Raw genomic sequence first — 19743 nt, 5'->3', positions numbered from 1 at the left:
GCTTACAGCCGGCCGGTAATCAGCATGAATAGCAGGACCAGTACGATCAGTCCCGTGACGCCGCTGGGCGCATAGCCCCAGTTGCGGCTGTGCGGCCAGGCCGGCAGCGCGCCTATCAGCAGCAGGACTAATACGATCAGAATGATGGTTCCCATGGCGTTCTCCTTGAGTTGTAATTGGTGGTGCGGTGCTTGGTGGCTGCTTGGTGGCTGCTTGGTGGCTGTGTAGTCGCTGCTTAGTAGCGGTAGACGCGGCCGTCGACCATGCGCACGCGGTTGCCCACGCGCAGGTCGTAGACGCTGTCCTGGTTGATGGTGCGGTACTCGCCGTTGTCCAGCCGCACGGTGATCTGATAGGCGTCGTAAGGCTGGTTGCGGTTGCGTTCCACCTGGTTGCCGACCACGGCGCCGCCGATCGCGCCGGCCGCCGTGGCAGCCGCGCGGCCTGTGCCGGAGCCGACCTGGTTACCTACCAGCGCGCCCACCAGGCCACCGGTGACGGCGCCCACGCCGCTGGTGGCGGGATCGAGGCGGACGATCTGGATGTTGTCGATCACCCCGGTGGTGGCTTCGTTGCCGGCGGTGGTGTAGCTGGTGGATTGCATGGGGGTGCTGGAGCAGCCGGTGATCAGGGCGGAAGCTGCGATCATCAATGCCGCAAGAGTAGGTGTGGTCTTCATATCGATCTCCTGGAAAGTGTGCTTACAGCATAGTCAGCTTGCCTTCCGGGGTCTGTGCGATGACGCACGGAGCCTTTTGCTGCAGGGTTTGTTTCAAATGCGGCAAATAATTCATGGTGTGTACGCTAGCGTACAGAAGCCGCGCCGCGCCTGGGCCAAACTGCAGACTGCTCAGTTGAGCACCTTTCAAAACCAAGGAGAAGACCATGAAGATCGCTCAAAAATTCGCTACCGCTGTATTTACCGCCGCTACCGTCTTTACCGTTGTTGGCTGCGCCTCCAGCCCGACCAAGGAAGGCGCCGGCGAATACGTCGACGACACCGTGCTGACCACCAAAGTGAAGGCCAGCATTTTCAACGAGCCTACGCTGAAATCGACTGAGATCAATGTCGAGACCTTCAAAGGCACCGTGCAGCTGAGCGGCTTTGTCGCCCAGCCTGGCGATATCACCAAGGCCGGTGAAATTGCGCGCGGCGTAGCCGGCGTGAAGTCGGTGAAAAACGACATTCGCGTGAAGTAAGCTGCGCGCGGCGCCGTCCCTGCGGGGATGGCGCCGCCTGCCGACATCCCCATGACGCCCGCCGACGACACCGAGGCTGCCTCCCGCCTTCCACTGCATGTACACGCGCGCGGCATCGCGCTCGGCATTATTGCCACCGTTTCCTTTCTCTACGCGCTGCAATGGGCCAAGAATTTCCTCGTGCCCCTGCTGCTCGGCATCTTCCTCGCTTATACCCTGAATCCGCTGGTGTGCTGGCTGGAGCGCTTGCGCCTGCCGCGCGCCCTGGGCGCCACCCTGGTCACCGTCGCCATCCTGTGCGGCTCGGCCGCCATTGCCGACAAGCTGCACGGCGAATTCGAGAGCATCGTCGACGAGCTTCCCACCGTTACCCATAAACTCGCGCGCCTGATGTCCGACAAGCTGGGCAAAGGCCCCAGCACGATAGAACGCATCCAGGCCGTCGCCACCGAGATCGAGCAGGCCGCGTCCGGCAGCGCCAAGCGCACCGTGCGCAAGGCCGTGCCGGCCGAGCAGGGCGGCATCAAGGTGATCGACTGGGTGTGGGCCGGCTCCATGGGCGTGGCCGGCTTTGTCAGCCAGGCCACCATGGTGATCTTCCTGGTGTTCTTCCTGCTGCTCTCGGGCGACACCTTCAAGCGCAAGCTGGTCAAGCTGACCGGGCCTTCGCTGAGCCGCAAAAAAGTCACCGTGCATATTCTCGAGGACATCAACAGCAGCATCCAGCGCTATATGTTCATGCTGCTGGTGACCAATGTGCTGCTGGCGCTGCTGATGTGGATGGCCTTGCGCGCCATCGGCCTGGAGAACGCGGGCGCGTGGGCCATCGTGGCCGGGCTGCTGCACCTGATGCCTTACTTCGGCCCCTTGCTCATTACCAGCGCCACCGGCGTGGTGGCCTTCATGCAGTTCGAATCGCTGCAAATGGTGCTGCTGGTGACCGGCGCTTCGCTGGCCATCGCCACGCTGGTGGGCACTTTCGTCACCACCTGGATGACCGGCCGCATCGCCCGCATGAATCCCGCCGCCGTGTTCGTCAGCCTGCTGTTCTGGGGCTGGCTGTGGGGCGTGTGGGGACTGCTGCTGGGCGTGCCGGTGATCGTGATCGTCAAAGTGGTGGCCGAGCGGGTGGAAGGCATGGAAGCGGTGGCCGAGCTGCTGGGAGAATAGAGCGGGCTTGAATTTCTCCGGCAGGGGGCGTATAAAATCAACACCACCCCTGCGTTGGCACTGACCGGAGAATAATGATGGCTATTCTTTTTGAAGGCAAGCAAGGCACGGCGCTGCCTTTTCCCTGCACCGACGAATTGCTGGAACTGGAGGACTGCGGCGGGCACGCTATCCCCGTCCTGCGCCCGGCCCCCCAGGCTGCGCGCGCCGCCATGGCCGCCTTGCAGCAAGCGGCGCCCCAGCTCGAGTGCGACCCCGAACAATTCCTTAGCCTGCGCCTGGGCCGGGCCGAGTACATGGTGTGCATGGCGCGCCAGGCCCTGGCGCCGGACCGCGCCGGCAATCTGCTGAAACAGAAGACCGTGCTGGGCGCGGTCGCCACGCGTGCGATGGACGAGGACGTCTACCGTATCGACCATATGCTGCTGGCCGAGCCGGTGGCGGGCCTGGCTTGCAGCGTGCACGTGCTGGTGCAGCACCGCTCGGGCGAGCTGGCCATGGCCGGCTGGGGCGAACTGGCGGCGGGCCAGCTGCTATTCCATTTGCATGCGGTGAACCGGCCCGGCGCCGTGCCGGCCGCCATTGCCGGCTGCCTGGGCGGCGGACGCCTGGAGATCACCCACGCGGCGGCCCGCCTGCCTGGCGAGCGGCACTAGAACAGCAGATTGCCGTGTTCGTCGCGCGGGTGGTGGCGCAGGCTGCCCAGCTGCAGCGCGTACTGGCGCGCGAACTCGGCGCCGAGAAAGAAGATCTGCGCCGAGTAGTAGACCCATAGCAGCAGGGCGATCAGCGAGCCGGCCGCGCCGAAGCTGCTGGCCACGCCGCTGTTGCCGATATACGCCCCGATGCCATACTTCCCCAGCGTGAACAGGGCCGCCGTGCCGAGCGCGCCTATGGTCACGTCGCGCCACGACAGCACGATGCGCGGCAGCAGCTTGTAGATCACGCCGAACATGGCGGCGATGACGGCGAAGCCGATCACCCAGTTGAGCACGCTTAACGCCAGCGTGGCTTTGCTCCACAGCCCCTGCCAGTAGTTGTCCAGCACGGCCAGCGCCGCGCTCACCACCAGCGACACCAGCAGCAGGAAACCCAGCACCAGCACCATGCCGAAGGACAGCAAGCGGGTGCGCACGGTGTCCCACAGCGTGCCCTGCGTGAGCGGCGGCAGCTGCCAGATTTCGTCCAGGCTGGCTTTCAGTTCGGCGAACACGGTGGTGGCGCCGAACAGCAGCAGGGCGCCGGCGGCCAGCGTTGCGAAGCGGCCCTGCTCGGGATTGCGCGCGCCGGCCAGCACCGCCTGCAGCGCTTCCGCGCCCTGCGGCCCGACCAGGCCGCGCAACTGGCCGAACAGTTCGCCCTGGGCCGCCTGCTGGCCGTAGAAGGCGCCGGCGATGGCGATCACCAGCACCAGGATGGGCGCGATGGAAAACATGGTGTAGAAGGCCAGCGCCGCGCCTTTGCTGCTGGCGCGGTGCTCCAGCCATTCGGTGACGGTGCAGACGGCCACGCTGCGCAGCGTCTTCACCCGGGGCGGGATGTGTTTCATGGCAAGTTCTCCTTCCGAAATGGAAAGAGGGGGCCGAAGCCCCCTCTCTATCAGTCAGATGACCAGCCGTGCGATTAGTTCACGCGGCGTTCGATGGTCACTTGGTCGACTTCAACGCGGCGGTTAGGCTCCAGGCACTTGATCAGGTCTGCGCGTTTTTTGTTGTCGCATTTAACGACAGGCTGGGACTCGCCCTTGCCCACGGCGGTCAGACGGTCGGCGGCAACGCCTTTGCCGGTCAGGTAAGCCTTGACCGAGTTGGCGCGCTGTTCCGACAGCTTCTGATTGTACTTGTCCGAACCGATCAGGTCGGTGTGGCCGGTGATGGTCACATTGCCGACGGATGGGTTGTTGTTCAGCAGCGTGGCCAGCTCGTCCAGCTTAGGCTGGTTCGGGTTCAGCTTGGCGCTGTCGAAGGCAAACAGTTCGGTCGCCGACATGGTGATTTTTTCGAAGCGCGGCGCTGGTGGCGGCGGCGGAGCAACCGGTGCAGGCGCTGGCGCGGCGACTGGCTCAGGAGCCGGCGCTGGTGCGGGAGCTGGAGCCGGCGGCACTGGCTTGGCGCCCAGGGCGTAGTTCAGGCCGAAGGTCAGGTACAGGTTGTTGCTCTTGCTGCCGACGGCCGGGAAGGCCGAACCGCGCAGGAAACCGTGCACATTGCGCAGGTCCACTTGCATTGCGGCGCGGTCGGTCAGGTCAGCCTGGAAACCCAGGCCGGCGCTGATGAACGGGGAGCTTTTGCGCACTTCGCTGCGCAGAGGCTGGTTTTGGGTGTCGCGCTCGGCGCCGATACCTGCCAGCAGGAAGGGACGGAAGGAGTTGCGGGAGAACAGGTACAAGCCGTCCAGGCCCAGGGTCTCTTGCTGGTAGCGGCGCGCGTCTTCCTTGGCGCGGGCATAGGTGTAGCCAGCCTGGATGTCCCAGCTCGGGGCGATGGCTTTGCCGAATTTCAGGCCGGCGCCGTATGCGCTCTTGTCGGTGACGAAGCCGGAGTCCGGATTGAAGGTGCTCAGGCTAGGCTGGATGTACCAGTTTGGATTGATCTGTGCATCTTGGGCCATGGCGGCGGTCGACGACAGCGTAACGATGGCTGCAATGATAGCGAGCTTGTTGGTCTTTTTCACAAATAACTCCCGTTTTTATTTGAAGGTGGTGCTGCCTACACAGCGAAGTTTCCAGCATCTTGCTCTGCTGTTGGACTGGACTCTATGGACATTCATCCAACTGAACCGTGCGTTACCGCACAAAACCTTGCGCAAAATCAAAAGTGTTGTCGATTTGTGACGCCCCAGTCCGTGAACCACGCGCAAATTGCGCGGTCCAATGGAAACAGCGCCGGCACCAAAAATGGTGCGGCGCGGTGGCATTGTATCAGAGTAACAAGCTTGGTGACTTGTAATGACTTGTAATTACTTGTAATCAGCGTGCCGGTGGTGCGGGGGCGGGTTCCGGGGCCGGTTTGGCGGCGTCCGGCACCACGATCACCGTGTCGCCTGGCTTGCCGGGTTCGCCCGGTGCGCCTTGCGGACCGGCGGGACCGGGGACGGGCACCGGCACAGGGACGGGAACGGCGGCAGGGGCCGGCGTGTCTACCGGCGGCGGATTGTTGACGGTGGTGCGTTCGCAGGCAGCCAGGGCCAGGGTGGCGGCGGCGGCAGCTAACAGGACGGACAGTTTCATGATGAATCCTCTCTTCAAGTGGACAAGCTGCAGCCAGATTAGCGGTCTTCAGCGTTCCCTTCTGTACGCGAACGCACCAAGCCCAAGTTTGCGTATTGCTCATTTATGTTCGTTGCCGCACAGACCAAAAATGGCCCCGGCGGCATTCTGGAGCCAAGAAACCAGACTAGTGTGTCGCTGGAAAAGGCAGTCGGGCCTGCTCCAAGCAATGCTGGCTATCGTTAAAGGAGTGATGAAATGCATGCAATCATACAAAACCAAAATTCCGGTCTTGCCCTGCAGGAGCCCATCAAATCGGCTGACAAGCCCCGGCTGACGCTGGTGGAGCGTCCCGGTCCCATTTCTGAACGCAAGGCCCTGTCGCTGGCGCCGATCGAGCGGGTGCGCTCGACTTCGGCCACGCTGCGCCGCATCGAGAATATGCAAAAACTGATCGGCGAGCTGCAGCAGCACGAGATGCTGGCGGACGAGATTGCATGGTTCCTCAAGTTTTCGCCGTCCGGCGCGCGCAAATACATCCGCGACCTGCGCGATGCCGGCGTGATCGAACTGGCGCGCTATATAGAAGGCACCGCCACCTACCTGGGCAAGGCGGTCTACCAGCTGACGCCCGACCCTGAGCGCGTGAAGATGTTCCTGGCCGCCATTTCGCAGCCCAAGCGCGAAGGCGCGCCGCCGCGCAAGGAACGCCCCAGCCTGCGCGAGCAGGCCATGGCCGGTGCCGGACGCCATTTCCACATCCTGGCCGACGACACCCATTACGCCATCCGCGTGAACCGCGGCCCGGTCACCCGCGATCCGCTGGTCGCCGCCCTGTTCGGCGCGCCCACCTCGCTGCAGAAAGCGTAAGTCCGGCGCAGCAGCGCCGCCGCAGTGCTAAAGTAAGAACAGCCGGACAGCGTTCCGGCTGTTGCGCATTGAATTGGCGCAAAGGAACCCCACCTGAGGCGGACGAGTTTCCTTATGGATGGCACTATGGACGGATTGTTGTGGCTCCCCGTGTTGGCGCTGGCGCTGGCCGCACCCCTGCTGTACCCGCGCTGGACCCTGCGCCGCGCGCTGGCGCGGCCCTTGCCGGCCGCCGCGCAGGCCGTGCTGCTGCGCAATATCCCGGTCTACAGCAGCATGGGCGCGGAATTGCAGCTGCAATTGCAGCAGCTGATCAAACAGTTCCTGCACACCAAGAAGTTCGTCGGCTGCGAAGGGCTGGAGGTGGACGACGAGATGCGCTACACCATCGCCGGCCAGGCTTGTTTGCTGCTGCTGAACCGGCCCAGCAAGGTCTACCGCGCGCTGCACACCATCCTGCTGTATCCCAGCGCCTTCCTGGCGCCGCGCCAGCAGATGGAGGCGGGCGGCGTGGTGACGGCCCATAAGCAAACCCTGCTGGGCGAATCCTGGGACGACGGCCGCGTGGTGCTGTCCTGGGCGGACGTCAAACTCGGCTACCGCGACTGGACCGACGGCCACAATGTGGTGCTGCACGAGTTTGCGCACCAGCTCGACAGCGAATCGGGCAGCACCAACGGCGCGCCCTACCTGGGCAGCCAGGACAGCTACCGCAGCTGGTCGGCCGTGCTGTCGCGCGACTACGACAACCTGCGCTACGACGCCTATTACGGCCGCCAGGACAGCGTGATCGACCATTACGGCGCCACCAGCCCGGCCGAATTCTTCGCCGTGGCCACCGAGACCTTTTTCGAAAAGCCGTGGCAGATGGCCGAGCGCCATGCCGCGCTGTTCGGCGAGTTCCTGAAATACTACCGGGTCGATCCGCGCGCCTGGCTGGCGCAGCCTGCGCCGCCGGAGCCCCTGACGGCGCTGGCCACGGGCTTGGCGCCCATGCCGGCGCACAGCGGCGAGCCGCGCCGTTCCTACGCGATTGCAAGCTGGTAGCGGGCGAATAAATAGTGCGCTTTCCAAAACGGAAAAGCGCATAATCGCAGCATATCCCTGGCGTGGGCGGAGGGCTGCATGCAATTCGAGGAATTCGATTTTTTCACGCAAGCCCCCTCGGCGCCGGCCACCGCCGCCGAAGCCGCCTCGCCGCTGGTGCGCTTGCAGTACCTGGTCGACAACACCCCCGCCATCATCTATTGCACCGTGCCCAGCGGCGACTTCAAGATGACCTTCGTCAGCAACAACGCCCTCAATGTGCTGGGCTACCGGCCGGAGGACATGGTTGCCGACCCGAATTTCTGGTTCGACCATATCCACCCGGACGACGCGCCGAATATCTTCTCCAGCCTGGCCAGCATTTTCACCGAAGGGCAGCGCGCCTACGAGTACCGCTTCCGCGCGGCGGACGGCTCTTACCTGTGGATGCACGACAGCCTGCGCCTGATACGCGACGAGCACGGCGCGCCGCTGGAGGTGATAGGCTCGCTGACCGACATCACGGTGCGCAAGCATATGGAGCAGGCCCAGCACGAGCTGATCGCCAAGCTGCGCGAGGCGCACGAGCAATTGCTGCAGTCGGAAAAAATGGCCTCCATCGGCCAGCTGGCGGCCGGTATTGCGCATGAGATCAACAATCCGGTGGGCTTCGTCAATTCCAATATGAACACGCTGCGCAGCTATGTCGGCACGCTGTTCGGCGTGCTCGACGCCTACGACCAGGCGCTGGCCGCGCAGCCGCTGCCGGCGGTGCTGGCCGGGCGCATCGCGGCGGCGCGGCAGGCGGCCGACCTGGCGTTTCTGCGCGAGGACGTGACCGAACTGGTGAAGGAATCCATGGACGGCCTGAAGCGCGTCAAGGACATTGTGCAGGCGCTCAAGGACTTTTCCCACGTGGGCGAAACCGAGTGGCAGGTGGCCGACCTGCACCACGGCCTGGACAGCACGCTGAATATCGTGGCCAATGAAATCAAGTACAAGTGCACGGTGGAGAAGCACTACGGCGTGCTGCCGCAGGTCGAATGCCTGGCCTCGCAGCTGAACCAGGTGTTCATGAACCTGCTGGTCAACGCCGGCCACGCCATCAAGGAGCGCGGCACCATCACCCTGCGCACCGGCGCCGAGAAAGGCTGGGTGTGGATAGAGGTGGGCGACAGCGGCTGCGGCATACCGGCGGAGAACCTGAACCGCATCTTCGAACCTTTTTTCACCACCAAGCCGGTGGGCAGCGGCACGGGGCTGGGCTTGTCGCTGTCCTACGGCATCGTGCACAAGCACGGCGGCCGCATCGAGGTGGCCTCGGAGGTGGGCAAGGGCACGCGCTTCACGATACGGCTGCCGGTGCATCCGCCCAAGACCGAAGCGGCCGCGGCTACAGGATGATGGAGCCGTCCGGCGCCCAGTTGACCTTCAGCAGGCCGGGTTCCTCCGCTTCCAGCCGCTGCGCCTCCAGCTCCTGCGGCGTGAGCGGCGTGGGCGGCGCGGGCTGCAGCCCCTGGCTGGCGAGCAGGCTGTCGCGCTGCGCCAGCGCTTCGCCGATATTGGTTTGCAGCTCGGCCAGGTGCCAGGGCTTGGGGATGAAGCGGAACACCTGGGCGTCGTTGATGGCGCTCATGGCGGTTTCAAAATCGGTGGAGGCGGTCAGCATCATGCGTATGGTGTTGGGCGCCACGTCCTTGAGCGCTTGCAGGAAGGCCACGCCGCTCATGTGGGGCATGCGGTAGTCGGAGATGGCCAGGTCGAACTCGCAGGCGCACACGCGCTGCAGCGCGTCGTAGGGATTGGTGAAGATTTCCACGCGCAGGTCGGGGATGGCCAGGTGGGCGCGCATGGAGCGCTGCAGGGCCAGCAGCACATTCATTTCGTCGTCCAGCAGCAGGATGCGCCTCATTGCTTCTCCTTTGCGGGCCGCACGCGTATCGGCAGGCGGCCGCCGCTTTTCGCTTCAAAGTCCTGCACCTGCTGGATCATGCGCGCGTCCAGCACATGGTCGGCGGCCAGCAGCATCAGGCCGTCGCGGCTGACCAGGTCGCGCGCCAGCACCATGCCGGGCACCAGTTCGCCCGACAGCATCTCCACGCCGCTGGCCTCGTCGCCGCCGCCGCTGTCCACCACATGGCGGAAGGCGTTCACCACGTGCGGGTCGTAGCGCGTGCCGCTGGCGTTGATGATGAGCGACTTGGCCTCGTCGGCGCGCAGGTGGCGCTGCACCATGGCGCCTTGCTGCAGGTTGAAATAGTCCACCGCCAGCGCCAGGATGCGCGCGCCCAGCGGGATCGCCAGCCCGGCCACGCCGTCCGGGAAGCCGTTGCCGTCAAAGCGTTCGAGCTGGGCGCGCAGGATGGCGGCGCTGCCGCGCAAGTCCTCCAGCGGCATCAGCAGTTGCTCGGCGCGCACGGGATGCTTGCGGAACAGGCCCAGCTCCTCGCCGTGCAGCATGGTCAGCGGCGTGGCCAGCATGTCGTCGCTATAGCCTATCTTGCCCAGGTCGTGCAGCAGGCCGGCCACGAACACGTCCTGCGCCTCGCGCGCGTCCAGCTTGAGGTGGACGGCGATCTTGCGCGCCAGGTCGGCCACCTGGCGCGCGTGGCCGGACAGCGCGCCGCCGCGCATCTCCAGCATGCTGGAAATGACCTTGATGGTGGTGACGAAATTGTGCTTGAGCTTGTCGTTCGCGGCGATGGCCGCGTCGCGCGACAGCTTGAGCTGCAGGGTGCGCGCCTCGACCTTGGCCTCCAGGCTGTGGTTGAGCTGCTTCAGCTCCTCGTTCTGGCGCAGCGTGAGCGCTTCCAGGCGCTGCTTTTCCTGCTCCAGCGCGCGCCGCTCCAGCGCGTGGCGCACCACCAGCTGGATGTCGTTGTCGTCCCAGGGCTTGGTGATGTAGCGGTAGATCTCGCCGCAGTTGATGGCGTCCTGGATGGACTGGATGTCGGAGTAGCCGGTCAGCAGCAGCCGTACCGTGTCCGGCCAGCGCTGGCGCACCTGGGCCAGGAACCGGGCGCCGTCCATCTCCGGCATGCGCATGTCGGAAATCACCAGGTCCACCGCTTCGGCCTCGAGCACGCGCAGGCCCTCGGCCCCGCTTTCGGCCAGCAGCACGCGGTAGCCGGCGGGGCGGAACAGGCGCCGCAGCGAGGCCAGGATGTTGGGCTCGTCGTCCACGCACAGCAGGGTGGGCATGGCCGCCGCGGGTGCGGCGGGCGGGGGCGCGGCGGCAAGGGGCTGGGCAGGCGTCATGGCTGGGGGGCTCCTGGTTCGGTCGGGGACTTGTCATGGCGCACCGGCAGCAGCACGCGGAAGGTGGTGCCGGCGCCCACCGTGGACTGGACCGTGATGGCGCCGTTGTGCTTGCGCACGATGCCGTAGGCCATGGACAGCCCCAGTCCCGTGCCTTTGCCGACCGGCTTGGTGGTGAAGAAGGGGTCGAAGATGCGCGACAGGTTGTCCGGCGCGATGCCGCTGCCGTTGTCGCGCACTTCCAGCCACACGTGGCCGCCGTCATCGGCGCCGGTGGCGACGGTGATGGTGCCGCGCTCGCCGGCTATGGCGTGCGCCGCGTTCACCACCAGGTTCATGATCACCTGGTTGAGCTGCAGCGGCAGGCATTCGATGTCCGGGATGTCGCCGTAGTGCTTGACCACGTCGGCCTTGTACTTGACCTCGTTGCTGACGATGTTGAGCGTGGAGTCTATGCCCTGGTGCAGATTGGCCCACACCCATTCCTGGTTGGCGTCCACGCGCGAGAAGTCCTTCAGGTCCTGCACGATGTGGCGCACGCGCACGATGCCTTCCTTGGACTCGTTCATCAGCGAGGGGATGTCTTCGCGCAGGAAGTCCAGGTCCAGCCCCTCGCGCATGGCGCGCAGGCGTTCGGCGGTGGCGGCGTCGGCCACGTGGGGCTCGGCCTCGCGGTAGGCCTGCAGCATCTCGAACAGGCTGCCCAGGTAGCTTTGCAGGGTGCCGAAGTTGGAGAAGATGTAGCCGATGGGGTTGTTGATCTCGTGCGCCACGCCGGCCGCCAGCTGGCCGATGGAGGCCAGTTTTTCCGACTGCAGCAACTGCTGCTGGGCCATGCCGAGCTGCGCGTTGAGTTCGGTCAGCTCGATATTGCGGCGGCGCAGTTCGGCGTCGGCCAGTTCGCGCTGGCGGATGTCGTCCTCCAGCCGCTGGTTCGCCTCGGCCAGCTGGGCCGTGCGCTTTTCGACCAGGTGCTCCAGGCTGTCGTGCGCCTTGCGCAGCGCGTTTTCCGCCACCCGGCGCTCGGTCACGTCGCGCAGCGTCTGGATCGCGCCCACCACCTGGCCGCCGCCGTCGCGCAGCGGCGCCGCCGTGAAGTGCAGCCAGTGGCCGCTGACGCCGATATTGGGGAAGAAGTCCTCGTCCTCGTAGGCGCCGGGGATGAGCGCGGAGCGCTTGTGGCGTTCGCGGTAGTGCTCGCTGGCGGCCGGGTCCACGCCGGACACGATGAGGTCGGCCAGCAGCGCGCGCTGCTTGGGGTAGAAGGCCTGCCAGTGGTTTTTCGTGCCCACCATTTCCTCCGTGCTCCAGCCCAGCAGGTGCTCGCAGGCCTTGTTCCAGTGCGTGATGGTGTGCGCGGTGTCGAGCACGAAGGTGGCCACGGGGTGGCCGTCGAGGAAGGCCGACAGGGCGATGGCGGCCGGGCCGGCTTCACCGGCCGCATGCGCGCCGGGACCGCTGGTGCTGGCTGCGCTGGCTGTGCTGTGGGGCATGGCGGCTCTCCCGGGCGCTCAGTTGACCAGGATCTGGCACAGGTCGTGGAAGGTGCGCTCGGACTCGGCGAACACTTCCTGGCAGACTTGGTCGCTCAGCGCGGCGGCCTGCCAGGCCGGCCAGCCCACCGGCGGCGCCTGCTCGTCCTCGCGCCCGGCCAGGTCCAGCCCGTGCGCAACGGCGTTGGCCAGGTGGATGGCCAGGGCCAGCGAAGGCGCTTCCAGTTCCTCGGTGTTGTGGTGGCGCGCCACCGCGCGCTGGATCTGCAGCGGGAACTGCCAGCGCGCGGCCAGCGCGCCGCCTATGCCGGCGTGGTCGAAGCCGAAGATGGCGCGCTCGGCTTCGCTCTGGCTGCAATCTTGTTGCACGCGGTGCGCTTCCAGCATGGCGTATTCGTCCGGGTAGCGGGTGGCCAGCACCAGCGTGCCCAGGTCGTGCAGCAGGCCGGCGATGAAGGCCGTGTCCGGGTTCTGGCGCAGCGGGCGGGCCAGCGCGCGCGCGCAGGCGGCGGTGGCCACGGAGTGGCGCCAGAAGGCGGGCAGGTCGAAGCTGCTGCCGGCCATGCCGCGGAAGCTGCCGGTCACCGAGCAGGCCGTCACCAGGGTGCGGATATTGTGCACGCCCAGCACCGCCACCGCCTGCTGGATGGTGGTCACGCGGGAGGGCATGCCGTAGAAGGAGGAGTTGGCCAGGCGCAGGGTCTTGGCCGAGAGCGACTGGTCGAGCGCGATCTTGCCGGCCAGGACCTGCAAGTCCAGCCCCTCCTGGCCCACGCAGGCCAGCAGCTCGCCCACCACGGCCGGCAGCGAGGGCAGGTCCTGCACGCGGCGGGCCACGTCTTCCATGGTGGGTAGGGTGGCCATGGTCAGCTCCGGCTGCGGTAGGCGGCCAGCAGGCGCAGCAGCTGGCCCGTGGCTTCGGTGTCCGCGCTGTGGCGGAACAGGTGCTGCAGGCGTTGCAGGCGCTGCTGCGCGCGCGCGGCGGCCAGCGCGGGGTCGGACGCGTCCTCGCCGTCCGGTTCCTGCGGCGCCAGCACGCTGCAGCCGGCAATGCCGCGCCGGCGCAGCGAGGCCAGCGTGGACTCGCTGAGCACGGCGCCCGGCGGCAGCAGCACCCCGCCGTGGCTGTCGAGCAGGGCCTCGGCCAGCACCATGCCGGCGCTGGCTTCCTCGAGTTCAATTTGTATTGCGCTCATGGCAGTGTTCCGGTGCGGCTCAGGGCGATCAGGCTGCCGCGCGAGCTGGAGCTTTCGCCCATGGGGTAGACATCGACCGCGTAGCGCACGCCGCCGATGTCGGCCTCGTGCGTGCCGGGCGCGCGCAGGCCGCCGGCGGCCATGGCCTGGAAGCCGTCCCCGGCCGGGAACAGTTCAGGCAGCACCACGCAGGCCTCGTCGCCGAGCAGGGGGCCGCCGTGCCGGAACAAATGCTCGGCGGCGGCGTTGACGAAGGCGATCATGCCCTGGTCGTCCATGCCGATGACGGGCAGCGGCAGGTGCTGCAGCAGCTCGCGCGCCACGCCCAGGCTGATCTCGTCGCGGCTGATCTGCTGCTGCTTCTGGCGCAGCACTTCCTCCAGGCGGCGGTTGGCCGAGGCCAGTTCGAGGTTCACGGTGCGCAGTTCCAGGTTCAGGCGCTCGTTCTCGTCGGCGATTTCCTTGAGGCGGAAGGCTTCGGCGATATGGCCGCGCAGCTGTTCGTCGTCCCAGGGCTTGGTCAGGAATTTGTAGATGGCGCCTTCGTTGACGGCGTCCGTCACCGACTGCAGCTCGGTGTAGCCGGACAGCATGATGCGCAGCGTGTCCGGGTACAGCTCCTTGGCCTTGCGCAGGAAGTCCGCGCCCAGCATGCCGGGCATGCGCTGGTCGGACACGATCACGTCCACCGCCTGCCGCGCCAGCAGGTCCAGGCCTTCCTGGCCGCTGTGGGCGGTGTGGATCTGGTAGTCGTCGCGGCGCAGCAGGCGCTTCAGGGCCGACACGATGTTCTGCTCGTCGTCCACCAGCAGCAGGCTGCGCTGTTGCTTCTGGATGCGCAGCAGGTGCGGCGGCAGGCGGCGGCCGTCGCGCAGCAGGGCCGCCACCTCGTCGGCCAGCAGCGGGGCGGCGAAGAAATAGCCCTGGATCAGGTCGCAGCTGTGGCGGCGCAGGAAGTCGCACTGCGCCTCGCTTTCCACGCCCTCGGCCACCACCTGCATGCCCAGCAGGTGGGCCATGGAGATGATGGTCTTGGACAGCGCGGCGTCGCCGGCGTCGGTGATGATGTCGCGGATGAAGGCGCAGTCGATCTTGACCACGTCGAAAGCATGCCGCTTCAGATTGCTCAGCGAGGAGTAGCCGGTGCCGAAGTCGTCCAGCACCAGCGCCACGCCCAGGGCCTTGAGCGGCCCCAGCAGCTCGCCGCCGGCGGCGCTGTCCAGCGGCAGCGCGGCCTCGGTGATTTCCAGCGCCAGGGCGCTGGGCGGCAGGCCGTACTCCTCCAGCGCGGCGGCCACCTGGCCCGGCAGCAGCCGGTCGCGGCACTGCTTGGGCGAGAGGTTGACCGCCACCCGCACCGGCGCCAGCCCGGCGTCGCGCCAGGCGCGCATGTCCTGGCAGGCGCGGCGCAGCACCCAGGCGCCGATGGCGCCGGCCAGGCCAGCTTCCTCGGCCACCGGCACGAAACGCTGCGCCGGGATCAGTCCCAGCTCGGGATGCTGCCAGCGCACCAGCGCCTCCAGGCTGGTCACGGCGCCGTTTTGCAGGTCCGCCAGCGGCTGGTAGCGCAGTTGCAGCTCGTCGCGGAACACCGCCAGCCGCAGCGCCGCCTCCATGCCGATGCGTTCCAGCGTGCGGTGGTTCATCTCGGAGGCGAAGAACTGGTAGTGCGCGCCGCCCAGCTCGCGCGCGCGCGTGAGCGCCATGTCGGCGTAGCGCAGCAGCGTGGCGCCGTCGCGCCCGTCCTGCGGGCTGTGCACCACGCCGATGCTGGCGCTGGCGTGCACCTGCTGGCCCTGCAGCGCGAAGGCCGGCGCCAGGGTGGCGAAGATGGTTTCGCACACCGGCACCGCGTCGGCCGGGCTGCCGACCTCGCTAAGCATGACGATGAACTCGTTGCCGCCCAACAGGGCCACGGTGTCGTCGCTGCGCACGCAGGCGCGCAGGCGCTCGGCCACGCCGGCCAGCAGCTGGTTGCCGCCGGTGTGGCCCAGGCTTTCGTTGATGAAGTTGTAGTTGTCGATGCCGATGCACAGCAAGGCCAGCTGGCCGTTGCGGCGCTGGGCTTTGAGCAAGGCTTGCTGCAGGCGGTCGGTGAACAGGTTGCGCTTGGGCAGGCCGGTCAGCTTGTCGTAGGTGCTGTGGAAGGCCAGCAGGTCTTCCAGTTCCTTGACGCGGGCGGATAACTGCGGCGTGGCATCCAGTTCCATCGGGCGTTCCTATCGGTGAACATGCTGGCGTGGGAGCGGCGGTTGCTTTGATTATACGGCGGGCGTGGCGCTGCGTGCGCGCAGCATGCCGTGCGCGCAGCGCCGCAGGACGGGGCTGCTTCTTTCCCGATTGCAAGACGAAACCCACTGGCTGGCGCGCGTTGTTGTGGGCCTGCAACCGGGACAGGGAATTTATAAGCCGGGCAGGCCACAGGCTGGATTGTTGCTACAATAAAAATACCAATATGCGGTCCTCAAGGCCCATGCTAGACATGGATCATGGCGTAGTTGCCCGAGCCGGTACATTATTCGCCAGAAGAATGCTAACGAGTTGAGAAGGGGGAGCGTCAATGACACAGGCATGGGTAGTGCTGACTCGCCCGGACGGCCGCGACGTGGCTGCGCCGACGGAATCCCAGCTGGCTGCGGCCCTGGCGGAAATCTATAGCGGCGCCGTGCCCGGACCGGACGGCGGCCCCGGCACGGCCGTGCTGCGCTTCGGCTATGACGACGGCCTGATGTATGAAGTGGAAGTGGCCAGCGGCGGCGACATCATCTTCGCCGAATGGTCCGATCGCGACTGCGAAATCGCCCTGGCCAGCCCGCGCCGCATGGCGGGCGCGCCGCAGGCCGACGCGCTGCAGCTGTGGAAATGGCTGGCGCAGCGCCAGGTGGCCAAGATCCGCAGCCAGTCCTGGGCCGAGGGCTAGCCGGCGCGCCAGCGCGATGCGCTGGTTCAGTGCGCCATCAGCACCGGCACCGTCATGCTTTCCAGCACGGTGCGCGTGACGCCGCCCAGCAGCGTTTCCCGGAAGCGCGAATGGCCGTAAGCGCCCAGCACCAGCAGGTCGCAGCCTTCCTCCGCCAGCAGGGCCAGCAGCGCCTCGCCGGTGCCGGTGGGGCGCTTCAGCAGGCCGGCGCGCTGCGACTGGCGCACCAGGATGTCCGCCTGCACGCCTTGCCGCGCCAGGTATTGCAGCAGGTCCGCGCCGGGCGAGGCGCCGTGCAGGGCGCGCTCGCTGTCGGGATCGAACACGGCAATTTGCACGCGCTCGGCGCGCCGCAGCAGCGGCAGCGCCTCCCGCACCGCGCGCGCCGCCTCCTTGCTGGCGTTCCAGGCCACCAGGATGCGCCGCGCCGGCCCGGCCTGGCCGGACGCGGGCCGGGGCAGCCCGGCGTAGGGCACCAGCAGCACCGGGCAGCCGGCATGGCTGAGCACCTGGGCCGGAAACTCGCTGCCGGCCGAGGTGGACGCGTGTTCGGGATCGGCCTGGCCTATCACCACCAGGTCGGCATGGCGCGCCAGCAGGCTCAGGCCGGCGCCGGGGTCGTCGTCGATCACGCGCTGTTCATAGTCCTGCAGGCCGAGGCGCTGGACCAGCGGCCCGAACTGCTCCAGCGCGCGGTTCGCGCGTTCTCTCAGGAAATTCAGATGCAGGGCCAGGTTGGGATCCTGCTCGTCGACGATGGCGTTCTGGTACAGGGCGCGGGCGATGCCGGTCATGGCGACGCCCAGCAGGTGGCCATCGTCCTGCTGCGCCAGTTCCACGGCATAGCGGATGCGTTCGGCCACGCGCGGCGCTTCGTCCACGTGGACCACGATAGATTTGTAAGACATGCGGCGCTCCTTGGCGGGGGCATGTCTTGATTATAGGCCGCTGCGGCATCAGCCGGCGCGGTCTTCCTTCAGCCGCGCGTAGCGGTCCTTGATGCTTTCCACCACGCCGGGCAGATGCTCGGGCTTGCCGGCGGCCAGCGCGGCCGCCAGGCCCAGCATGTCGGCGGTGATGCCGATCAGGTCTTTCAGCAGGCCGGCGTCGCGGATGCGGCGGCGCGCCACCGCCACCAGGTCCAGCAGCGTGCGCTCGGGCACGCGCAGGCCGGACGCGGCCAGCAGCGCGGCGTCCACGTAAAGGCTGTTGGCGCGCTGGCGCAGCGCCACTTCGTTTTCGAACAGCGCCTGCGCGGCGCCGTGGGAAATGCCCAGCTCCAGCTTGCCGCTGGCTGGACTGGACGGGGCAGCGGCGGGGGCGGACGGGGCCAGGCCGGTCAGCGCGGCTTGCGTGGTCGGGTCTGTTTGCGGCTCGCGCGGCGGGCCGCCGGGCGGATTGCGGCGGATCGCCTTCATGATGCGCAGATGCAGTTCGTCGGCGCAGGCGGACAGGCTGTCGGCCAGCGTTTCAAAGGCGCGGGCGGTCACGGCTGGGGGGGCGGATGGGTTCATGGCGTGCTCCTTATTGGGCGGCGGCTGCGGTGGAATATTCGTCGGCCAGGGCGGCGTCCGGCTTGCCTTCCTGCGCCATGTGCTGCACCAGCGCCGCGTGGGCCGCCGCAATGGCCGCCACATGCTTGGCCGCCAGCGTGTGGCGCAGGCCGATCAGGCGGTACTCGTTGCGCTTGGCCAGGCGGTGCGACTTGGCCAGCGCCGCCAGCAGGCGGTCGCGCGGCGTGTCGGCGTAGGCGATCTCCACCTCCAGCATGCCCAGCACGATATCGCGCTCGTTGTCGCTGCTCTTGCCGTAGTAGCGCAGCAGGTTCTGCATCGCCTCCAGCAAGGCTTGCAGCTGCTGGTCGCCGTCGCGCACCATGGCTTGCACGGCGCGCTCCTGGTAGGGGTTGGTGACGGTGCGCGCCAGCAGCTGCGCCAGGCCGCTGTAGGCGTTCACGTGGCGGTCGGTCAGGCCGGTGTCCGGCCAGGCCTTGATGCCGGTGCCCATGGTCTTGAGCGGCGCCTTCAGGTCGAAGGTCTCGCCGCCGGCCAGCTTGCCCAGCGTTTGCATATACAGCAGCACCGCTTCGTGGATGGCCATCAGGTCCGGATAGGCGGCGTGGCGGCGCGCGTCGGCGGCGCGCTCGCGCTGGTCGGCGGCGGGGGACAGGTAGGGCTGTTCGCGCTGGTAGGTGTCGCGGAAGCGCTGGGTGAGGTCGGCAAAACCGCCCAGCTTGGCGGACTCGGCCGCGAACTCGCGGGCTTCGTGCAGGCGCGGATTGCCGGCGCAGCCGCCGAGGGCGAGCGCGGCGGCCAGCGCCGCGAGCAGGGCGGCAAGCGCGCTTGCCGGAATGCGGAGCAGTTTCATCGGGTCCTCTCCCTTGAAGGTGAGGACCTATCTTGCTCCGAGCAAAGATCGGGGTTTTGCGCTAGCGCAAACGGCCGTCAGCTAGCCCCGCGATCCAGCCCAGGCCTTCGGCCGTGCCGGCCAGCGGCGTGTATTCGCAGCCCAGGTAGCCGTCATAGCCCAGCTCGTCGAGCAGGCGGAACAGGAAGGGGTAGTTGATCTCGCCGGTGCCCGGCTCGTGGCGGCCGGGTGTGTCGGCCAGCTGCATGTGGCCGATGCGGGGCAGGCAGGCGCGGATGGTGTTGGCCAGCTCGCCCTCCATGCGCTGCATATGGTAGATGTCGTACTGCAGTAACAGATTGGGGCGGGCGCAGGCGGCCATGATGTCGAGCGCCTGGCTGCTGCGGTTCAGGAAGTAGCCCGGCATGTCGTAGGTGTTGATGGGCTCGATGAGCAGGGCGATGCCGTGCTCCTGGCAACGGTCCGCCGCGTATTGCAGATTGCCGACCAGCGTTTCGCGGGCGCGCTCGGGCGCCAGGCCGCCGGGCAGGATGCCGGCCATGCAATGCAGCTTGTCCACCTCCAGCTCGGTGGCGAAGGCGATGGCCTGCTGCACGCTGTCGCGGAACTCGTCGGCGCGGCGCGGATCGCAGGCCATGCCGCGGTCGCCGGCGGCCCAGTCGCCGGGCGGCATATTGTGCAGCACCAGCTTCAGCCGATGGCGGTGCAGGCGCTCGTTGAGCTGGTCCGGATCGTAGGCATAGGGGAACAGGAATTCCACCGCATCAAAGCCCGCCTCGCGCGCCGCCGCAAAGCGGTCCAGGAAGGGCAGCTCGGTGAACAGCATGGACAGATTGGCGCAGAACTTTGGCATACAGCAATAAAAAAGGGGGCAGGGTTAATTAAGTATACCGACTTAATTAACCCTGACCCCTTTTTTGCTTTCCCTATATTGCCGCCCGGATCAGGGGCGGCGGGGAATTAACGGCCGCGGCCGCCGGAGCGGTGCGGTGGCGCTGCGCGCGGGGCGCTGCGGCCGCCGCCCGGCACGGCCGG

General features: G+C 67.0%; 22 protein-coding genes. 7 read left to right on the top strand and 15 right to left on the bottom strand.

All coding sequences use genetic code 11. The features are described from left to right. Positions 1-2 precede the first annotated feature (2 nt). Together GTP77_RS27710 and GTP77_RS27705 are read right to left on the bottom strand one after the other, a co-directional pair. On the bottom strand, positions 3-155 hold the full coding sequence (locus GTP77_RS27710; protein ID WP_161075382.1) for a DUF3309 domain-containing protein: 153 nt from the start codon (positions 153-155) through the stop codon (positions 3-5). An 80-nt stretch (positions 156-235) separates the two neighbouring features. Beyond that, entirely contained in the window at positions 236-679 is a 444-nt protein-coding gene (locus tag GTP77_RS27705) for an outer membrane lipoprotein (RefSeq protein ID WP_161075381.1), read from the bottom strand. Between the two features lie 206 nt (positions 680-885). Here GTP77_RS27705 and GTP77_RS27700 point away from each other — a divergent pair, with 206 nt between their 5' ends. The 3 genes from GTP77_RS27700 to GTP77_RS27690 all read left to right on the top strand — a co-directional run bounded on the left by GTP77_RS27700 (position 886) and on the right by GTP77_RS27690 (position 3026). Continuing rightward, a complete protein-coding gene (locus GTP77_RS27700; protein WP_161075380.1) occupies positions 886-1200 on the top strand; it encodes a BON domain-containing protein in 315 nt (104 codons plus the stop codon). Between the two features lie 51 nt (positions 1201-1251). Then, positions 1252-2370, top strand: a complete 1119-nt coding sequence (locus tag GTP77_RS27695) for an AI-2E family transporter (protein WP_161075397.1) — start codon at positions 1252-1254, stop codon at positions 2368-2370. 74 nt (positions 2371-2444) lie between these two features. Further along, positions 2445-3026, top strand: a complete 582-nt coding sequence (locus tag GTP77_RS27690) for a hypothetical protein (RefSeq protein ID WP_161075379.1) — start codon at positions 2445-2447, stop codon at positions 3024-3026. Here the strand turns inward: GTP77_RS27690 and GTP77_RS27685 are convergent. The 3 genes from GTP77_RS27685 to GTP77_RS27675 all read right to left on the bottom strand — a co-directional run bounded on the left by GTP77_RS27685 (position 3023) and on the right by GTP77_RS27675 (position 5599). Continuing rightward, positions 3023-3919: a YihY/virulence factor BrkB family protein gene (locus GTP77_RS27685; RefSeq protein ID WP_161075378.1), complete on the bottom strand. Its 897-nt coding sequence runs from the start codon at positions 3917-3919 to the stop codon at positions 3023-3025. The genes GTP77_RS27690 and GTP77_RS27685 overlap by 4 nt on opposite strands. 74 nt (positions 3920-3993) lie before the next feature. Further along, complete coding sequence (locus GTP77_RS27680) at positions 3994-5043, bottom strand: OmpA family protein (protein WP_161075377.1); 1050 nt, start codon at positions 5041-5043, stop codon at positions 3994-3996. Positions 5044-5338: 295 nt separating this feature from the next. Next, on the bottom strand, positions 5339-5599 hold the full coding sequence (locus GTP77_RS27675; RefSeq protein WP_161075376.1) for a hypothetical protein: 261 nt from the start codon (positions 5597-5599) through the stop codon (positions 5339-5341). Between the two features lie 237 nt (positions 5600-5836). On the opposite strand from GTP77_RS27675, the gene GTP77_RS27670 reads away from it, so the two are divergent. The 3 genes from GTP77_RS27670 to GTP77_RS27660 all read left to right on the top strand — a co-directional run bounded on the left by GTP77_RS27670 (position 5837) and on the right by GTP77_RS27660 (position 8878). Next, positions 5837-6448 (top strand): winged helix-turn-helix domain-containing protein, encoded by a 612-nt coding sequence (locus tag GTP77_RS27670; protein WP_228895854.1) that lies wholly within the window; start codon positions 5837-5839, stop codon positions 6446-6448. Between the two features lie 126 nt (positions 6449-6574). Beyond that, positions 6575-7495 carry a M90 family metallopeptidase gene (locus tag GTP77_RS27665; protein WP_161075375.1) on the top strand — a complete coding sequence of 307 codons (921 nt, stop codon included), beginning with the start codon at positions 6575-6577 and terminating at the stop codon, positions 7493-7495. Positions 7496-7573: 78 nt separating this feature from the next. Then, positions 7574-8878 carry an ATP-binding protein gene (locus GTP77_RS27660; RefSeq protein WP_161075374.1) on the top strand — a complete coding sequence of 435 codons (1305 nt, stop codon included), beginning with the start codon at positions 7574-7576 and terminating at the stop codon, positions 8876-8878. Here GTP77_RS27660 and GTP77_RS27655 read toward each other — a convergent pair. Genes GTP77_RS27655 through GTP77_RS27630 form a run of 6 tightly spaced genes read right to left on the bottom strand, consistent with a single transcriptional unit; the run spans position 8868 to position 15631 of the window. After that, positions 8868-9386, bottom strand: a complete 519-nt coding sequence (locus tag GTP77_RS27655) for a response regulator (RefSeq protein WP_161075373.1) — start codon at positions 9384-9386, stop codon at positions 8868-8870. The two genes, GTP77_RS27660 and GTP77_RS27655, sit on opposite strands and share 11 nt — an antisense overlap. Continuing rightward, on the bottom strand, positions 9383-10732 hold the full coding sequence (gene nosR / locus GTP77_RS27650) for a response regulator c-di-GMP phosphodiesterase, NosR family (RefSeq protein WP_161075372.1): 1350 nt from the start codon (positions 10730-10732) through the stop codon (positions 9383-9385). The genes GTP77_RS27655 and nosR overlap by 4 nt, the downstream gene beginning before the upstream one ends. Further along, positions 10729-12225 carry a PAS domain-containing sensor histidine kinase gene (locus tag GTP77_RS27645; protein ID WP_161075371.1) on the bottom strand — a complete coding sequence of 499 codons (1497 nt, stop codon included), beginning with the start codon at positions 12223-12225 and terminating at the stop codon, positions 10729-10731. Before GTP77_RS27645 ends, nosR begins: the two co-directional genes overlap by 4 nt. Positions 12226-12243: 18 nt before the next feature. Further along, positions 12244-13089: an HDOD domain-containing protein gene (locus tag GTP77_RS27640; RefSeq protein WP_161075370.1), complete on the bottom strand. Its 846-nt coding sequence runs from the start codon at positions 13087-13089 to the stop codon at positions 12244-12246. Positions 13090-13091: 2 nt separating this feature from the next. Continuing rightward, entirely contained in the window at positions 13092-13421 is a 330-nt protein-coding gene (locus GTP77_RS27635) for a hypothetical protein (protein WP_161075369.1), read from the bottom strand. Beyond that, complete coding sequence (locus GTP77_RS27630) at positions 13418-15631, bottom strand: EAL domain-containing protein (protein WP_161075368.1); 2214 nt, start codon at positions 15629-15631, stop codon at positions 13418-13420. The genes GTP77_RS27635 and GTP77_RS27630 overlap by 4 nt, the downstream gene beginning before the upstream one ends. Before the next feature lie 368 nt (positions 15632-15999). On the opposite strand from GTP77_RS27630, the gene GTP77_RS27625 reads away from it, so the two are divergent. Beyond that, positions 16000-16341: a hypothetical protein gene (locus tag GTP77_RS27625; protein ID WP_371869409.1), complete on the top strand. Its 342-nt coding sequence runs from the start codon at positions 16000-16002 to the stop codon at positions 16339-16341. 26 nt (positions 16342-16367) lie between these two features. On the opposite strand, the gene GTP77_RS27620 is transcribed toward GTP77_RS27625, so the two are convergent. The 4 genes from GTP77_RS27620 to otnI all read right to left on the bottom strand — a co-directional run bounded on the left by GTP77_RS27620 (position 16368) and on the right by otnI (position 19561). Then, entirely contained in the window at positions 16368-17249 is an 882-nt protein-coding gene (locus GTP77_RS27620) for a universal stress protein (protein WP_161075366.1), read from the bottom strand. 48 nt (positions 17250-17297) lie between these two features. Next, positions 17298-17855 carry a hypothetical protein gene (locus GTP77_RS27615; protein ID WP_187358875.1) on the bottom strand — a complete coding sequence of 186 codons (558 nt, stop codon included), beginning with the start codon at positions 17853-17855 and terminating at the stop codon, positions 17298-17300. Positions 17856-17865: 10 nt separating this feature from the next. Next, the gene (locus GTP77_RS27610; protein ID WP_229202402.1) at positions 17866-18708 is read right to left on the bottom strand and encodes a hypothetical protein; all 843 of its coding nucleotides are present in this window, start codon (positions 18706-18708) and stop codon (positions 17866-17868) included. 61 nt (positions 18709-18769) lie between these two features. Beyond that, positions 18770-19561 carry a 2-oxo-tetronate isomerase gene (gene otnI / locus GTP77_RS27605; RefSeq protein WP_161075365.1) on the bottom strand — a complete coding sequence of 264 codons (792 nt, stop codon included), beginning with the start codon at positions 19559-19561 and terminating at the stop codon, positions 18770-18772. Positions 19562-19743: the final 182 nt, after the last annotated feature.

This window comes from Pseudoduganella aquatica, from assembly GCF_009857595.1.
Taxonomy (GTDB): domain Bacteria; phylum Pseudomonadota; class Gammaproteobacteria; order Burkholderiales; family Burkholderiaceae_D; genus Rugamonas; species Rugamonas aquatica_A.
The sequence above is the reverse complement of the archived record's forward strand: the minus strand, read 5'-3'. Positions and strand labels throughout refer to the sequence as shown.

Excerpts from the sequence above, each read along its gene's own strand:
- GTP77_RS27710 (WP_161075382.1), bottom strand. The coding sequence starts at position 155 with ATGGGAACCATCATTCTGATCGTATTAGTCCTGCTGCTGATAGGCGCG.
- GTP77_RS27615 (WP_187358875.1), bottom strand. The coding sequence starts at position 17,855 with ATGAACCCATCCGCCCCCCCAGCCGTGACCGCCCGCGCCTTTGAAACG.
- GTP77_RS27610 (WP_229202402.1), bottom strand. The coding sequence starts at position 18,708 with ATGAAACTGCTCCGCATTCCGGCAAGCGCGCTTGCCGCCCTGCTCGCG.
- GTP77_RS27700 (WP_161075380.1), top strand. The coding sequence starts at position 886 with ATGAAGATCGCTCAAAAATTCGCTACCGCTGTATTTACCGCCGCTACC.
- GTP77_RS27645 (WP_161075371.1), bottom strand. The coding sequence starts at position 12,225 with ATGCCCCACAGCACAGCCAGCGCAGCCAGCACCAGCGGTCCCGGCGCG.
- GTP77_RS27635 (WP_161075369.1), bottom strand. The coding sequence starts at position 13,421 with ATGAGCGCAATACAAATTGAACTCGAGGAAGCCAGCGCCGGCATGGTG.
- GTP77_RS27685 (WP_161075378.1), bottom strand. The coding sequence starts at position 3,919 with ATGAAACACATCCCGCCCCGGGTGAAGACGCTGCGCAGCGTGGCCGTC.
- GTP77_RS27640 (WP_161075370.1), bottom strand. The coding sequence starts at position 13,089 with ATGGCCACCCTACCCACCATGGAAGACGTGGCCCGCCGCGTGCAGGAC.
- GTP77_RS27705 (WP_161075381.1), bottom strand. The coding sequence starts at position 679 with ATGAAGACCACACCTACTCTTGCGGCATTGATGATCGCAGCTTCCGCC.
- GTP77_RS27690 (WP_161075379.1), top strand. The coding sequence starts at position 2,445 with ATGATGGCTATTCTTTTTGAAGGCAAGCAAGGCACGGCGCTGCCTTTT.
- GTP77_RS27660 (WP_161075374.1), top strand. The coding sequence starts at position 7,574 with ATGCAATTCGAGGAATTCGATTTTTTCACGCAAGCCCCCTCGGCGCCG.
- GTP77_RS27670 (WP_228895854.1), top strand. The coding sequence starts at position 5,837 with ATGCATGCAATCATACAAAACCAAAATTCCGGTCTTGCCCTGCAGGAG.
- GTP77_RS27665 (WP_161075375.1), top strand. The coding sequence starts at position 6,575 with ATGGACGGATTGTTGTGGCTCCCCGTGTTGGCGCTGGCGCTGGCCGCA.
- nosR (WP_161075372.1), bottom strand. The coding sequence starts at position 10,732 with ATGACGCCTGCCCAGCCCCTTGCCGCCGCGCCCCCGCCCGCCGCACCC.
- GTP77_RS27695 (WP_161075397.1), top strand. The coding sequence starts at position 1,252 with ATGACGCCCGCCGACGACACCGAGGCTGCCTCCCGCCTTCCACTGCAT.
- GTP77_RS27675 (WP_161075376.1), bottom strand. The coding sequence starts at position 5,599 with ATGAAACTGTCCGTCCTGTTAGCTGCCGCCGCCGCCACCCTGGCCCTG.
- otnI (WP_161075365.1), bottom strand. The coding sequence starts at position 19,561 with ATGCCAAAGTTCTGCGCCAATCTGTCCATGCTGTTCACCGAGCTGCCC.
- GTP77_RS27630 (WP_161075368.1), bottom strand. The coding sequence starts at position 15,631 with ATGGAACTGGATGCCACGCCGCAGTTATCCGCCCGCGTCAAGGAACTG.
- GTP77_RS27655 (WP_161075373.1), bottom strand. The coding sequence starts at position 9,386 with ATGAGGCGCATCCTGCTGCTGGACGACGAAATGAATGTGCTGCTGGCC.
- GTP77_RS27620 (WP_161075366.1), bottom strand. The coding sequence starts at position 17,249 with ATGTCTTACAAATCTATCGTGGTCCACGTGGACGAAGCGCCGCGCGTG.